The following is a 16,273-nucleotide window of genomic DNA, read 5'->3' on the forward strand; positions in this document are numbered from 1 at the left end:
AATTATCTCCACGTTACTTATCGGGGTTAAAACCCAATATTCTTTTTAATGTAATATCACGATCAAAAAAGTGATGTTTAAAAGCTGCAAAAGCATGCAACACTGATAATAAAACCACTGCCCAAGCTAAATATAAATGAACTTCACCTGCGGTATCCGCTTGTGTTGCAGCACCAGTAAATAGTGCAGGTACATCAAACCAACCAAATACACTGATAGGCTGTCCATCAGCGGTTGAGATTAAGTAACCGCTGATCAAAATACTGAATAAAATAATATAAATCAGAATTTGAACAATAATAGAGCTAGCTTTCGTTAATTTACTGTAGCTTGCTAATGGCTTCGGTGGCGGTGAAATAAATCGCCAAATCACACGAAATGCCATAACAATAAATAATAATATTCCTATACTTTTATGTATCTCTGGAGCTTGATGATACCAACTATCATAATAACCTAGTGTCACCATCCATAAACCTAAAGCGAACATTCCATATACGACAATTGCGACCAGCCAATGTACGAGCAAAGAGATATGCCCATAGCGGCTTGCATTATTTTTCCATTGCATGATAAAAACCATTTAGAGAAGAAGGTAATATTTTATTAACTAAGCCGTAATAATCATAAGGTGAAATTAATTTTATTCCTATCCCAAAGTTAAACAAATATTTTGTTGAAGATATTCAAATACGATCAACATAATAAAAAATAGATTACTATTTGATTTTGTCTAGTTTTAATTATAAAAGTTGAATAAAGATTCTTCCACTTTTGTAAATGGTCGTAACTAAATACTTAGTTCATTTATTTATTAATTTCAATTAAATCTAACTTATTCCTAATAGATATAAGCTATTTTCGATAAAATAACATTTGTAGGTCTGCCTTTTTCCCCATACATTGGTATTCTTCCTTTTAATATTGCGAACTGACTGATAGGTTAAATACTATGTATAAACTTTGGATAGCAAATAAAAACTACTCTTCATGGTCATTGCGCCCATGGGTTTTACTAAAGGTATTACAAATCCCGTTTGAAGAAAATTTGTGTTTATTTGAAAACGGTAAAAGCAGCCATGAAAAATTCAGTCGTTTTTCCCCTACCGGTTTAGTCCCTTGTTTAATCGATGAAAACCAAACAATATGGGATTCTTTAGCCATTTGCGAATATATTGCAGAAGACTTTCCTCAAGTCTGGCCAAAAGATCGCAAAGCCAGAGCATGGGCTCGAAGTGCTAGCGCAGAAATGCACTCAGGTTTTAGTGCACTACGCCAGCAGTGTCCTATGGATGGTGCTCATAATGCACCACTTAATAATATTTCAATTGAATTACAAACTGACTTAAACCGCTTGCAGAAATTATGGCAAGATGGGCTAAACCAATTTGGTGGCCCTTGGCTTGCAGGTAGTGAATTTACGGCTGTAGATGCTTTTTTTGCACCAGTTGCCTTCCGAATTCGCAGTTATCACTTACCTGTAAACCCAGCGGCTAAACAATGGGTTGACCGAATTTTAGTTTTACCCGCAATGAAAGAGTGGCATGAAGCCGGCTTACAAGAGCCGAATATTGAGCATTAAAATGGGCGAATAAGGAGGCAATATGTGCCTCCATTTTATTTGATTAGAAAAAAATCACCTGCTCGAACATCAAAATTAATATTTAACCAATTTGCTGGCTATTCAAACCACGATAGGTTATTTAACAGACAATTAACCGCCTATAGCTTTTCATCCCAAGGGTCTGACGTCATCACGTCGCCAAGTGGTGTATGTAATGTAACTTGTTCATTTTTAAACCACTCAGCTAATGAAAACCCACCTTTAGGGGTTTCGATATGAATATCAATTGGGCAATAAGGAGTATTCGCCTTAATAGCAAACTCAGCAAAATCTTCTTTTTCTTGAGGATGTGGGCAGCGAATGACCACATCAAGGTCGCAGTCTGACAACATACTTTGAATATCTGTCGCTAAAGTGTAAGCACAACTCCCTGTAACTCCCCATTGCCAAGGCCATTTAGTCTGTGAAATTATCCATAAAACTTGAACTGGCGGTAATGCAATAAACATAGAACGTTGTAATTCAACTGAATTAGCAACCAGTGACTCAACATTCATGATATGAGTGATCGCCGATTTTTCAATCTGAGTGGTCACACGTTGATGTGGTTTTATGCCTCTGATAGCAACTGTTAGCTTGTTATTTTCTGCTTTATCTCGATAAACAGTTAGAGGGAGTTTATTATTCCACTGTGAGGCGACCCATTCTGGAAGTGTATCTAGCGCAACGTCTTCATTACTACCAACCCAAACAAAATCATGCGGATTAATTATTTGCATTTTATTCCCTTTATGATTGCTACGACTGCTCCCCCCTATTATGCCTTTTTTGTCACATAAAAACAGAATATCGCAACCAACAATTTCACTGATGCCATTTAATGATAACTTGTCATAAATACTGAGTTTTCACCTTGAAATTTCATACCATATATTATCTAATTATGTTATTAATTAATAAGTTAGGTATCTTTTTTTGAGCATCGCATTATGAGAACGTTTCCTGCTATCCACGATGGCGTTATTTTTACCAGTTGTATGTTTTTTAGTGCCGCAACCGCTTTTGTGATTTTAGATGCACAAGCCGCAATGTGGGCAACATTCTCAACACTGTATTCATTCAATTTATTTAATGCGGCAAAAGAATATAAAAACTATGCCTACACGGCTTGTTGTTTGTTGATGATTTTAGTGGCTATTTTTATTGGCGATACCTTACGTCTCGGTACAGCATATTATATTTATCTCGCTATTTTTTCGTTCATTTATTACCAACTGTATGGCACAGATCCCGCGATGGATTTAACCATGAAGTTTATGATCATCATGTCAACAATTGGGACCATATTACCTGATATATCGAAGAGCTTAGCGTTAGGCTTTATTATTGGCAGTGGAGTCACGTTGATTACGTATTATGTCCTTAGCCATAAAATGACACGCCATAGCGTAATTACGAGTGCTTTAGTTGAACAAAATTTGTTTACCTTAAGAAAAAACATTATTCCACGTTCAATGATTTATACTTTCGGGTTATTACTCACACTAGCCATTCCACGCAGTATAGATCTAGGGCACTTTTATTGGACATTACTGACCTTCGTTTTTGTATTGCACCCAAAATCACAAAGTATCGTTAAAATTACTTTGCAGAGGGTCTTAGGCAGCCTCATTTCTGTCTTATTACTATATTTTCTGTTCAATTTACCCTTTATGCCATACATCGGTTTAATTGCAGTTGTGGTATTCGCCTTTTTAATGCCAATGAGTTTTCATCACGGATATACATTTATGACATTTGTCGTGACAAGCTTAATTTTGTCCATTCTTGAGCTCGTTGTATATTGGCGTCACCCAACCTATGAACTATTGTTTGACCGCGTTCTTGAAACTGCCTTAGGGGGAGCCATCGCCATTATGACGAGTATTATCTTGAAGTTATTTAGAGAAACAAAATAAATTTAGGTATAAAAAAAGCCGGTAAATATTTACCGGCAAAGATAGATAACAGAACTTAATTCACATATTACTGTTTTGACTTACTTTTCACGGTGTTTAGCAGCATAGGCTTCGCTATTCACCCAGTTATGGTCTTTTTCCCATGTAAATAACCACTTACGTGTTGGCCCTGCCATCACATTAAGGTAATAGTTATCATAACCCGCCACAGTCGCCATTGGATGATACCCTTTCGGTACCATGACAACATCTTTGTTATACACCGCCATACACTCATCTAACTCTCGGTCATCCGTATAAACGCGCTGCATGCAGAAACCTTGAGATGGGTTTAAACGATGATAATAGGTTTCTTCTAGATAAGTTTCATTGGGTTCATTATCGGTGTCATGTTTATGACTTGGATAAGAACTAGTGCAGCCTTCGTCTGTAAAGACCTCCACAACTAATAAGCTGTCAGCCGCTTTATCATCCGGCAAAATATTATGCACATAGCGTTTGTTATAACCATGGCCACGTTGTTCCGCACTAATATCATCAGGGCCAATTAAACGAGTTGGATACGTTCCTTTTCCTTTAGCCTTACAAACTGCCAATTCAAGGTCAGTATCTGCGATGACTTCAGCAAACTCTTGTGCTGTAACATAGACCGCATAAGGTTTTTTGCGTTCGAAAGGCTCCATACGGTCGCCAATATTTTCAAACGTTTGATTAGGCGTTTTAATCGTCGCTTTCCCCGCCACCAGCACTAAGCACATTTCGTTTTCAGAAGCAGGCAAAGAGATTGATTCGCCTTGTTTTAATTCAAATACATCAAAGTGAACATATCCCCAGCTAGCAATTTGTGGAGTGATATGCTGAGTACGCTTATGTGCATCTGGAGCATGGTATTTCGACAGTAATTTTGACATAACTTTCCTCTGACACTTTTTAGGTTATAGATAGGTAATTCTTTTCAGCCACTAACCTTTTTATCAATTAAATATTTCAGTTTGTGGCTAGAGTTGGCAAACGAAGCCAACAACGCCACAGACTGAAATATGACGACGATTTAGATTAAACCTGCATCCTTAGCAAACTTAGACAGATTTTTATAACCCAGTGTGGCATAAGTCAATGGGTGTGCAATCGCAGGGTCTTGCTCTGCTTCAACCACTAGCCAACCATTTTCATATTGGCTATTTTTCAATACTTTAAACACTTCGGGATAGTTAACACAGCCATCTCCAGGTACCGTGAACACCCCTGCTAATACTGCATCTAAGAAGCTGGTTTTACGGTTTTTAACATCTTTTAGGACATCTGCACGGACATCTTTGCAATGCACGTGATTGATACGTTTTGCCCAACGTTTTGCCACTTCAACAGGGTCTGCGCCAGCAAAGGTTAAATGGCCAGTATCTAGCAATAAACCGACCTCATCACCCGTGTGCTTCATTAAATTATCCACATCCTCTGCAGACTCGATCACAGTTCCCATATGGTGGTGATAGGCAATTTTCACACCTTGAGATAACGTATATTTTGCGAATTCAGTCAGTTTCTTGCCGTATTCTTCCCATTGGTCGGCTGGGAACAATGGACGCATATGAACAGGTTTATTTTGATCGCCATGAATACAATGGGTCACTTCCGCAAAAACCATCACTTTAGCGCCTAAATCACGCAATAACGCTAAGTGCTCTTGTACCGCTTCAATTTCTTCTTCCACACTGCGAGATAATAATTCTCCCGAATACCAGCCTGAAACCAGTTGTAAGTCATGCTGTTTTAAAATCGGCCCTAAAATTTCCGCTTTACGTGGAAATTTATTACCTAACTCAAAACCAGCGAAACCTGCTTGACGGCCTTCAGTTAAACATGTTTCTAGAGACGTTTCTGCCCCTAAAGTGGGTAAATCATCATTCGTCCATGTCAACGGGTTGATACCAAGTTGGATTGCCATGATGAAGCTCCTGTGTAGGTAAAAGTAATATTATTTACGCTGACGCCATAGGGCTATCAGGTTTAAGTAATTAGTTTTGATTTTCTGTACCAGCTCATCGTCATTGATTTCACCTTTCATCCACTCCAACGAAGGCTTACCAAATAAAGTCCGGCCAACGGCAAATCCTTTGACGATTGATTTCCCTGCTGCTGCATTGAAACCAGCTTGTAACTCAGCTTGTGGTGCATCAAGCCCTAAGAGCACGACACCGCGGCAATAAGGGTCACGTTCTTGAATTAATTGATCAACGGCATCCCAGTTTTCCGCTTGTAGTGGTGGCAATTTCCACCAGTCAGGCTTGATACCTAAGTTATAGAAGCGTTTGATTGCGCGTAAATACAGCTCATCGTTGCGTTCCATATCTGCGGGCAATATCACCTCGAGCAATAATTCATGCCCTGATTGGCAGCATGCGCTATACACTTCTTGAACGGTTTTTTCTTGCTCTAAGCGCAGTGGATGGTTGTCTTCTGGGTGGAAAAATACCAAACATTTCACAATATGCTCTTTTGGCCAGCTAATCAGCTGAGAGCCGATATTGCCATGCTCTAAACATAATGGTCTTGAGGCAGGTAGCTCGATTGGGCGGCCTATCCACCAACCACGTCCGGTCACATCATTCAATACGTCTTGGCCAAATGTACTATCACAGAGTAACCCTGCTTTCCCCTGCAGATTTGCCTCTTCGGCCACTTCACTACTAGCGCGGTAAATCAATTTTTTCAGGGTTGGAATGCAAGAAATATCAACCCCTGCGAGGCGTGCCATGTCAACAAATTGAATGCGATGGTCGAATGCCATGACACAAAGTTCATTCCATTGTGTGCTGCGTGTGGTTACACGGTGCAAATGGTTAAGCATCGGGTCGAGATCTGGGCGAGGAACTGCCGCAGCACGTTCAAGGTAATTATCTAACTCGATTTTTGTTGGCATTGCAGGCGCACAGCCATGGCGCGAAACCACTAAAGCCCCACAAGCATTCGCGTAGGCGCAGGCTTTTTCCCAACCATCACCGTTTAAATAACCGCGTAGTAGGCCAGACATAAATGCATCGCCAGCACCTAATACGTTAAGTACTTCAACTCTCACACCATGAACGGTGATCCCTTCGTCCAGCGTTTCAGGGATCGCACCGCTAAATACGGAGCAGCCAAGAGAGCCACGTTTACACACCAGTTCCGCACCCGTTAATTGGCGAATGTTCTTGAGTGCTTGTACAGTATCCGTTGTCCCACCTGCAATATGAAACTCCTCTTCTGTCCCGACAATCAAATCGAACATCGATAACACATCTTGCAGTTGTTGCGTGACACTATCGGAAGCAATAAAGCGCGTTTCACCATCACCCAAAGAGGTCAGCCCCCATAAGACTGGGCGATAATCGATATCAATAGCTGTTTTGACGTTATTACGTTTAGCATATTCCAATGCTTTCAATACTGCAGCGCGAGTTTTTGGATTAGATAAATGCGTTCCTGTAATTGCCAAGCAACGTGCGGATGCAATATATTCTTCCGTAAAATCATTTGGCGTAATCGCCATATCAGCACAGTTATCACGATAAAAAATTAATGGGAAAGTATCCTGATCTTTGATCCCTAAGATAACTAATGCCGTTAATCTGTCTTTGTCTGTTATAAGATGGCTGGTATCACAACCTACACGCTGTAATTCCTCACGTAAAAAACGCCCCATGTGCTCATCCCCCACACGGGCAAGCATTGATGATTTCAATCCTTGTATTGCAGTGCCGAATGCAACGTTTCCTGAAGAGCCGCCTAAATATTTGGCAAACGAGCTCACATCTTCTAAACGAGAACCTATCTGTTGTCCGTACAGGTCAACGGCAATACGGCCCATACAGATAACATCTAACTTCTTCTGCTTATCCATTAATTACCCCTTAACTACAACAGAATTAATTGATTTCTTTAACGTTAACCCAACGTTGTTCATCATATGAACGTGCTATCGCGTCTAATATTCGTGATACTTTCCAGCCTTCTTCAAAATCAGGCCACATTGGTTGCCCTGTTGCAACACCATCAATTAAATCGCGTACTTCGACCGTTTTTTGGTCATTGAAGCCAATACCATGACCCGCACCATTACAAAATGGCGCGTAATCTGGGTGCTCTGGCCCAACAAAAATGGTTTTAAAGCCTTGGCGGTTGCTAGGTTCATCATGACGATAGAGCTTTAGCTCTGCCATTCGTTCTTGAGTGAAAGACAGCGTTCCTTTGGTGCCTGTCACCACATAGGTTAGCCCCATTTTACGGCCAGCTGCGATGCGTGAAGTTTCAATGACGCCCATGGCGCCGCCAGCAAAACGTACCATGGCATGCGCTTGGTCTTCATTTTCAACCGTAACCATAACGGTTGAACCCGCCTTTTCAGGACGCTGTTTAATCACAATTTCCATATCACCACAGACGGTTTCAATATCGCCTACTAGGAATTGCGCCATATTGATAATGTGTGCAGATAAGTCCCCTAAAGCACCTAACCCTGCTTTTTCTTTAAAACAATGCCAGTGAATTGGCGCGCTAGGGTCAGCCATATAATCTTCATTATGGGTGCCATAAAAATGGATAACTTCGCCGATTTCACCATTAGCAATAATTTCTTTGGCTAGTTGCGAGGTGGGGTTTTTCATATAGTTAAAACCCACTAACGTTAGGACGCCAGCCTTTTTAGCCGCTTCGACCATTTCTTTGGCATCTTCAGAATTGAGCGCTAATGGTTTTTCACAATAAACATGTTTACCATGCTTGATAGCTTCCATTGCCATTTCTTTGTGCAGGAAATTAGGCGAACAAATATCCACTACATCAATATTTGGATCTGCAACTAATTTGCGCCAGTCATCTGTTGCACGGTTAAACCCCATTTCCTGAGCTCGGGTTTGTGCTAGCTCAGGGGTAATTTCTGCAATCATTTCGCGAACCAATTTCCCCTGCAATGGAAAAACGGTTGGAGCTTGTGCATAAGCAATGGCATGAGCTCGCCCTATATAGCCAGTACCTATCATCCCGATACGGATCTCTTTCATCTGTTCTACCTCTCGCTCATTTCCTGTAGTGCAATGGCTGGCCCAATATTCGTTCCAGATTTTATTTCAATAATCATGTTATACGGAACATTCATTTCATTTTCAATATTATTGGAAATATTAATTTCATTATGTGATCTGACGTTAACTTTTGATGTAATTAGTTAATATATAAGAAAATAAACATTCAATTCAGAGGAATAGAAAACAATAGGGACGTAATAGAGCGGAATGAAATGAAATAGAATAACTAAAAATGAAATTTATTGAGTATGGGATCCGGCAAAAATCCCATACTCTCTTCAAAAGCAAAAACTAGCGATGAAGAATACTTAAAAACTCTTCCTTACTTGACGTCAGAGACAATGCATTGGCAATAAATTCATCACTAAAAATCAATGCTATTTCCCTAAGTACATCAATATGTTCCCTTGATTTTGCAATCACACCTATTGCGATAAACATCACATTGGTTCTGTCCCATATCACACCATCAGGGAATTGAAAAATTTCAACACCAGTATGCAAGATAATATCATTGGCCGACTTAGGGAGATGTGGCAATGTGATACCATTCCCCAAGAATGTTGATATCTGTTGTTCCCTTTCCGTTAAGAAATGGACACAGTCCCTATCAACATAACCTTTATTTTTAAATTCCGTACCAACCATTTTGAGTACTTCAGCTTTATTTCTTGCCTGACAACCTAAATGCAAATTACTTGTGGTTAGTTGTTCTATCATATCCAACCCTCGATTAAGTTAATTAGGTATATTCACACCACCAATAAGTAATAATTACATTGATGAGAGCTCTTCTTCTAATTGCTCTAATGATTTGTTTGATGTTTCTGGCAATAACTTCACCACAAAAACGATAGCTAAGTAGTTTATTACCGCAAAAATTAAGAATACTGGGCCTAAACCAAGTTCTGCTTGTAATACAGGGAATAAATAACTCACAATCGCATTCATAATCCACATAAAGAAGACCGAGATCCCCATGGATAACCCGCGGATTTTAAGTGGGAATAGCTCGGCAAGAACCACCCACGTTAAAAAGCCCATCGTTCCTTGCATAACCCCAACAAATACCGCACCAAGTAACCAAATTAATGTGGCTTTAACATCCCCTGTTAAGAAGTAATCTGTTGCTGCAATCAATAAGTGTAGCGATGCCATTAGTGCAAAACCACCAACTATCAGTGTTTTACGCTTAAATCTGTCGACAAGGAATAACACCCCTATCACCATACCACCAACAGAAAAAACACCATTTAATACGTTGAAAACTAAAGAGGTTTGCTCAGAAAAACCCGCTGTTTTGAGAATTTCTGTACCATAATACATAATAACGTTAACCCCGGTCGTTTGCTGTAATGCCGCCCACACCATCCCAATTAATACCAATTTAAAAATCCAAGGCGTATTAAAAATTAACGCTAAATTTTGTTTATTGGCATTCGGATGACGTTTAGCTTCCGCAGCTTCAACATCTAACAAGGTCACGATATCTTCATATTCTTGAATGGCACGCTTTTCAGGGCGAATTTGCTTTAGTATTTTCAAGGCTTCTTCACGACGGTTTTTACTCATTAACCAACGCGGGCTTTCAGGCGCTTTCCACATACCAAATAGCAGGCACAGTGCGGGCACAGCTTGTACTAACAGCATATAACGCCAAACATCAGGAAGGTGGCCCCAAATTGAACCAATAATCGCATTGATAGCAAATGCCGCTAACTGCCCGATAACAATAGCAACTTCATTTAGCCCGGTGAGTTTTCCCCGCATTTCAGTCGGAGCCACCTCAGAGATAAATGTCGGTGCCGTCACAGAGGCCCCCCCCACCGCAAAGCCCAATATAAACCGAGCAATAAGAAGAATTTCAATATTTGGGGCTGCTGCAGATAAAAATGCCCCAAATAAAAACAGAAATGAGAGATAAAGCAAATAAGTCCGACGTCCAATAAAATCTGCTACACGTCCACCACACACACTGCCTAATGCCGCGCCCACTAATAGGACACTCATCACCAGCCCTTCCGTGGTTGGCGTTAAGCTCATGTTTTCTTTCAATGATGAAAATGCACCGTTAATGACGCCTGTATCATAACCAAATAGTAATCCACCAAAGGTTGCAACCAAGGTTATTTGGTGCAACCTTTTTCTCTGTTGTTGATTGAGATTCATGATTAATGACATATTATTACCTTATTATTTGAATCATTATGTCTTACCAAAAAAACAATTTTTCAATATTTAAATAAATGTTTAATGTTAAAGATTAAATAATGAAATGATTTCTGGCACTCTGGTTTGAATCGCTACTTTGCTAGCTTTAGGCCTGTTCTATAAACTTATTAAAAATAGTTTTCGCAAATTTAAAATAATAAATACAGCAGCTAAATTAAAAAAATAAGATTACAACAGCCTCAATTAATCTCTGTTCATTGAAAGCCTAAAGAGTATTAAATAAAATGTAAGGTCAATATTTTATATATTCATTGATAAATAAATATATTCACTATTGCGGCCAAAAAGCGTTTTTTAACCGCAAGTTTATAACCAAGTTAAATAGTATTATCGTATTAATTACAATTTAACTTCTTTACCTGTTTTGAGTGACTCCAGTGCTTTGTCTGCAAGATATAAAGCTAGCTCGCCATCGGTACCTGTCGTTTCAGGCACCGTACGACCTGCTAAGATATCAACAAAATGCTGCCACTCTGCTTTGTATGCTTCGTGGTAACGTTGCAGGAAAAAATATTCTGGCTTAGCAGATAAGCACCCAACTTCACTTAAAAGCGCAACGCTATTCTCTTTGATATTTCCTGCCGTTAATAAGCCCTTTTCACCATGCAATTCAATCCGTTGGTCATAACCATAACCTGAACGACGGCTATTAGAAATTGTCGCCATTGCACCAGATGGGAATTTTAAGATAATAAACGCGGTATCAATATCACCTGCTTGACCAATAGCAGGGTCTACAACATTACTGCCTTGTGCGTAGACAGAACAAGGCTCTTCACCAATCATAAAGCGAGCCATATCAAAATCATGAATAGTCATATCTCTGAACATACCACCAGAGACTTTGACGTATTCTGCGGGTGGTGGTGATGGGTCGCGAGACGTGATAATTAAAGATTCTGCTTTACCAATCGCGCCTTGTTGGAATAAATTTTTCAAGTGGCGAAATTGAGGGTCATAGCGACGGTTAAAACCAATGAACAGTGGAACATTATGGTCTTTCACACTTTTTAAACACTGTTTCACACGCTCAAGGTCTAGATGAACCGGTTTTTCACAGAAGATCACTTTTTTATGTTTAGCGGCTAGTTCGATTAAATCAGCGTGAGTATCTGTGGCTGATGCAATTAAGACACCCTGTACATTAGGGTCTTGCATCGCTTCTTCTGTCGTCTGCACTTTTGCTTGGTATTTTTCAGCCAAGGCAACCGCATTCGGTTGGTAAGGGTCGATGACAGAATAAAGTTTAGTTTCTTTATGGCCGGCAATATTAACAGCATGAACCTGTCCGATACGTCCTGCGCCGAATAGTGCTATATTGAACATTCAAATGCTCCTTGATACCTTAAATCCACTATTTGGATATTATGGAATATACCAAATAAAACATTCATTTCAATTTATAATTTTTTGAAAGTTATATTTTTGGGCTCTGGATAACAAATGTTATATTAAAGTGTATTTTTAGTGTTATTCAGATCACAAATTGACAATGTAAGCGAGAAGCATTTAACAATAAAGTCTGTGTTTGCTGGCATATTAATTTTTCATAGCCTCTTTTTTAAATTTTCACTCACCCCAAATAAAACATATATTTCAATTATGCATTTTTTAAACTATAAGAATCATAAAAAACCCAACCTAAGCTGGGTATATGATCCAAATAATTCGAGTTAAACGTAGGCGACTAGCGTAGCGCAGTTCCCCATGCAACTTGAAGTATGACAAATATAGAACGACAAGTAATAACCACTATGTAAATTAAAACCAAAATGTAAATTAAAACCAAAGCAATCCTTGCTAAATTTCCAATAACTACCCTACTTAGTTACATCAGACTCATTAAGAAAACGAAGAACATTCCTCGACGGTAAAACACCGTCGAGTTATTTCGATAATATAAAGCACTACCGCAATAGATTGATTAATAAAGACGAACTTTATGCTCAATCATTTGTTTAATTTTTTCAGCGGAAGCAACTATTTGAGGCTTTTTAGAAACTTGTGCTGTTCCTGTCCTCCACCACGCTTCATAGCCATCTGTCATTGTTTTTGGGAGTACTTTAATATCAATCAATACACAGCCTGAATGAGATTTAGCGTCTTCCAGGGCCGCAATCAATTGTTTCTCATCATGTACCCGATAACTTTTACAGCCATAACTTTCTGCATTTTTGGCAAAGTCCACCTTCACTAACGGCCCATCCATCAAGCCCGTTTGTGGGTTCCTGTAGCGGTTTTCTGTACCAAAACTCCCCATTCCTTGGCTCATCTGCAGGTTATTAATACAACCAAATCCTGCATTATCAAACAGTAAGATGGTGACCTTGATATTCTCCTGAATCGCGGTTTGTAATTCGCTGTGTAACATCAAATAAGAACCATCTCCGACCATCGCATAAACAGGTTGCTTCGGCGCAGCAATTTTAGCCCCAACAGCGGCCGCAATTTCGTACCCCATGCATGAATAGCCATATTCAAGATGATAGGTATCTCGTTGTTTTGGTAGCCAAATACGTTGTAAATCACCCGGTAATGAACCTGCTGCCCCGACAATAATGGCATCGTCTTCCATGTATTGTTGCATCAAACCTAATACCCGTGTTTGCGCCAGCTCTGTACCTAAAGTTTTACTGTATTCTTCGAGCTTATCATCAAGATGGCCTGCAATCTCAGGAACAAAATCCAATGGGCGATACTGAATACTAAATAATCGTTCTAGCTCATCCTTCCACTGTTGCTTAGCCTGCTGAATTTCATCCCCCCATTGAGTTTCATAGTGAGGATCTTTCAATTTTATACTCAGTGCTTGTAATGCTTCTTTGGCATCCGCAACCACTTTCAATGCATCTAACTTACTTGCATCAAACTCCGCAACATTGATATTCAAGAACTTCACATTTGGATGACTAAATAAAGACTTTGATGCGGTGGTAAAATCAGTAAAACGCGTACCGACACCAATAACTAAGTCGGCCTCTTTAGCTAACAAGTTTGCGGCTAACCCACCTGTTGTCCCAATTCCCCCCATATTCAAGGGATGGCAGGCAACCACAGTACTTTTACCCGCTTGGGTTTCACCAAATGGAATCTGATAATCTTCAGCAAATTGCAAAAATGCTTCGTGAGCTTCAGAGTAACGTACACCACCGCCACACACAAGCAGTGGTTTTTTCTTACTGCGGATCAAATTTACGGCTTCTTCGATACTCACCGTCGTCGGTGGCCTACGCTCAATACGATGAACCCGTTTTTCAAAAAAGTAATCGGGGTAATCCCACGCCTCACCTTGAACATCTTGCGGAAGGCAAATGGTTACTGCACCAGTATCTGCAGGGTCAGTTAACACTCGCATCGCATTGATCATGGCCGCCATCAATTGCTCAGGCCGTGAGATCCTATCCCAATAACGTGAAACAGGACGAAAACAGTCATTGGTGCTTATTGTTCCGTCACCATACTGTTCAACTTGCTGCAAAACGGGATCTGGCTGACGTGTTGCAAAGGTATCGCCTGGTAGTAATAACAGTGGGATGCGATTCGCCGTTGCTGTTGCTGCAGCTGTGATCATATTCGCAGCACCAGGGCCAACAGAGGACGTAACCGCAAAAATTTGTTTACGTTTTTTTTGCTTTGCAAAGCCTGTGGCAATATGAGCCATGCCTTGCTCATTGCAACCTTGGTAAATACGTAGATGCCCAGGCGCCTCTTCGAGCGCCTGACCTAACCCCACAACGTTACCATGGCCAAAAATCGTAAATACCCCCTGAATAAACGGATACTGCTCACCATCAACATCAACGTATTGTTGGTTTAGAAATTTAACCAACGCTTGAGCTGTCGTCATTTTCTGCTTATTCATACGGGTCTCCGTTTATTCCATGGTAGGCATTGTGAAACTACTTTCATGGTGTTCTAAGCGAACGCTTGCAGGCCAACGGCTAGTGACTGTTTTCATGCGAGTATAGAAGCGAACACCATCATTTCCATGTACATTTAATGGACCAAAAATAGAGCGTTTCCAACCACCAAAACTGTGGAATGCCATCGGTACTGGAATCGGAATATTGATGCCAACCATTCCCGCTTGGACATTTTCTTGGAATTCACGCGCAGTTTCACCATCGCGGGTAAAAATCGCTGTTCCATTACCATATTCATGTCGGTTAATTAGTTTCAAACCTGTTTCGAAATCTGGAACACGCACCACCGCTAATACAGGCCCAAAAATTTCTTCTTTATAAATGTCCATTTCAGGGGTGACATTATCAAATAATGTTGGCCCTACAAAATAACCATTTTCGAAGCCTTTAACTTTAAAATCACGGCCATCAACCAATAAAGTCGCACCTTGTTTTTCACCGCTGGTAATATAGTCACAGATTTTAGCTTTATGCTGTGCTGAAATGACGGGTCCCATGTCATTTTCTTTGCCTTCGGTAATACCAGGACCAACGGACATTTTAGCAATTTGGCCTTTCAAGTTAGCAATGAGTGCATCTGCTGTTTCATCACCGACTGCCAAGACGACGGATAATGCCATGCAACGCTCACCTGCAGCGCCAAATGCCGCGCCCATAATAGCATTAGCTGCCTGCCCCATGTCCGCATCCGGCATTAAGATACAGTGATTTTTCGCACCACCGAGTGCTTGGCAGCGCTTGCCATGAGCAGATGCCGTCGTGTAAATATATTCAGCAATAGGCGTTGAACCAACAAAACTAACTGCCTGAACTTCTGGCGCAGTTAAGAGCACATCGACAGATTCTTTGTCCCCTTGAACAACGTTAAATACGCCATCAGGTAAGCCAGCTTCTTTTAACAATTTAGCTAATGCTAAAGCTAAAGAAGGATCTTTTTCTGACGGTTTTAAAACAAAGGTATTTCCTGTTGCAATAGCCACAGGGAACATCCACATCGGTACCATTGCTGGGAAATTAAATGGCGTGATCCCCGCACAAACTCCCAAAGGCTGCATTAATGAGTGGCTATCAACCCCTGTAGCAACATTGGCTGAGTGCTCACCTTTTTGTAAGTGAGGAATACCACATGCAAATTCAACAACTTCCAAGCCACGAGTTAATTCACCTACCGCATCAGAAAAAACTTTACCGTGTTCTTGTGATATTAAACGCGCCAGTTCATCCATATTCTCTTCAAGCAATGCTTTAAATTTGAATAAGATCCGAGAACGTTTCAAAGGAGAAAGTTTTGACCATTTAGGAAATGCTTTATTCGCAATTTCAATGGCTTTTTTTGTTTCATCGGCACTGCTAAGCACAACCTGAGCACTTTGCTCCCCCGTTGCTGGGTTGAATACGGGCGCAAAACGCCCACTTTTACTGGATACTATTTCACCACCAATAAAATTATGAATCTGTTCCATGTTGCCTCTCTTTAGCTGACAGAGTTACCTAGTTACTCAATGTATATGAAATATTTGTTTCATTTACAAC

General features: G+C 40.3%; 13 protein-coding genes. 2 read left to right on the plus strand and 11 right to left on the minus strand.

The window, feature by feature from the left end; genetic code table 11:
• Positions 1 to 13: 13 nt before the first annotated feature.
• The gene (locus tag G6Q48_RS07480) at positions 14 to 571 is read right to left on the minus strand and encodes a cytochrome b (protein WP_166265462.1); all 558 of its coding nucleotides are present in this window, start codon (positions 569 to 571) and stop codon (positions 14 to 16) included.
• A gap of 381 nt (positions 572 to 952) precedes the next feature.
• Here G6Q48_RS07480 and G6Q48_RS07485 point away from each other — a divergent pair, with 381 nt between their 5' ends.
• Complete coding sequence (locus G6Q48_RS07485) at positions 953 to 1,582, plus strand: glutathione S-transferase family protein (RefSeq protein WP_166265465.1); 630 nt, start codon at positions 953 to 955, stop codon at positions 1,580 to 1,582.
• A 140-nt stretch (positions 1,583 to 1,722) separates the two neighbouring features.
• Here G6Q48_RS07485 and G6Q48_RS07490 read toward each other — a convergent pair whose 3' ends face one another.
• Complete coding sequence (locus G6Q48_RS07490; protein ID WP_166265467.1) at positions 1,723 to 2,343, minus strand: malonate decarboxylase holo-ACP synthase; 621 nt, start codon at positions 2,341 to 2,343, stop codon at positions 1,723 to 1,725.
• Positions 2,344 to 2,553: 210 nt separating this feature from the next.
• On the opposite strand from G6Q48_RS07490, the gene G6Q48_RS07495 reads away from it, so the two are divergent.
• Positions 2,554 to 3,522, plus strand: coding sequence for an FUSC family protein (locus G6Q48_RS07495; protein WP_102137353.1), 969 nt, complete (start codon positions 2,554 to 2,556; stop codon positions 3,520 to 3,522).
• 80 nt (positions 3,523 to 3,602) lie between these two features.
• On the opposite strand, the gene iolB is transcribed toward G6Q48_RS07495, so the two are convergent.
• The 9 genes from iolB to G6Q48_RS07540 form a co-directional block, all read right to left on the minus strand.
• The gene (gene iolB, locus G6Q48_RS07500) at positions 3,603 to 4,433 is read right to left on the minus strand and encodes a 5-deoxy-glucuronate isomerase (protein WP_166265470.1); all 831 of its coding nucleotides are present in this window, start codon (positions 4,431 to 4,433) and stop codon (positions 3,603 to 3,605) included.
• Positions 4,434 to 4,573: 140 nt separating this feature from the next.
• Positions 4,574 to 5,467 carry a myo-inosose-2 dehydratase gene (gene iolE, locus G6Q48_RS07505; RefSeq protein WP_102137351.1) on the minus strand — a complete coding sequence of 298 codons (894 nt, stop codon included), beginning with the start codon at positions 5,465 to 5,467 and terminating at the stop codon, positions 4,574 to 4,576.
• A gap of 30 nt (positions 5,468 to 5,497) precedes the next feature.
• Positions 5,498 to 7,402, minus strand: a complete 1,905-nt coding sequence (locus G6Q48_RS07510) for a bifunctional 5-dehydro-2-deoxygluconokinase/5-dehydro-2-deoxyphosphogluconate aldolase (RefSeq protein ID WP_166265474.1) — start codon at positions 7,400 to 7,402, stop codon at positions 5,498 to 5,500.
• Between the two features lie 25 nt (positions 7,403 to 7,427).
• On the minus strand, positions 7,428 to 8,561 hold the full coding sequence (locus tag G6Q48_RS07515) for a Gfo/Idh/MocA family protein (RefSeq protein ID WP_102137349.1): 1,134 nt from the start codon (positions 8,559 to 8,561) through the stop codon (positions 7,428 to 7,430).
• Between the two features lie 315 nt (positions 8,562 to 8,876).
• Positions 8,877 to 9,305, minus strand: a complete 429-nt coding sequence (locus tag G6Q48_RS07520) for a PTS sugar transporter subunit IIA (RefSeq protein ID WP_004262128.1) — start codon at positions 9,303 to 9,305, stop codon at positions 8,877 to 8,879.
• Between the two features lie 54 nt (positions 9,306 to 9,359).
• Positions 9,360 to 10,766 carry a sugar porter family MFS transporter gene (locus G6Q48_RS07525; RefSeq protein ID WP_102137348.1) on the minus strand — a complete coding sequence of 469 codons (1,407 nt, stop codon included), beginning with the start codon at positions 10,764 to 10,766 and terminating at the stop codon, positions 9,360 to 9,362.
• Positions 10,767 to 11,156: 390 nt separating this feature from the next.
• Positions 11,157 to 12,143: an inositol 2-dehydrogenase gene (gene iolG / locus G6Q48_RS07530; protein ID WP_102137347.1), complete on the minus strand. Its 987-nt coding sequence runs from the start codon at positions 12,141 to 12,143 to the stop codon at positions 11,157 to 11,159.
• A 598-nt stretch (positions 12,144 to 12,741) separates the two neighbouring features.
• Positions 12,742 to 14,679 (minus strand): 3D-(3,5/4)-trihydroxycyclohexane-1,2-dione acylhydrolase (decyclizing), encoded by a 1,938-nt coding sequence (iolD, locus tag G6Q48_RS07535; protein WP_166265477.1) that lies wholly within the window; start codon positions 14,677 to 14,679, stop codon positions 12,742 to 12,744.
• Between the two features lie 12 nt (positions 14,680 to 14,691).
• Positions 14,692 to 16,203 (minus strand): CoA-acylating methylmalonate-semialdehyde dehydrogenase, encoded by a 1,512-nt coding sequence (locus G6Q48_RS07540; RefSeq protein ID WP_166265480.1) that lies wholly within the window; start codon positions 16,201 to 16,203, stop codon positions 14,692 to 14,694.
• Positions 16,204 to 16,273 lie beyond the last annotated feature (70 nt).

It is taken from the genome of Providencia sp. M-27, from assembly GCF_011077905.1.
Classification (GTDB): domain Bacteria; phylum Pseudomonadota; class Gammaproteobacteria; order Enterobacterales; family Enterobacteriaceae; genus Providencia; species Providencia huaxiensis.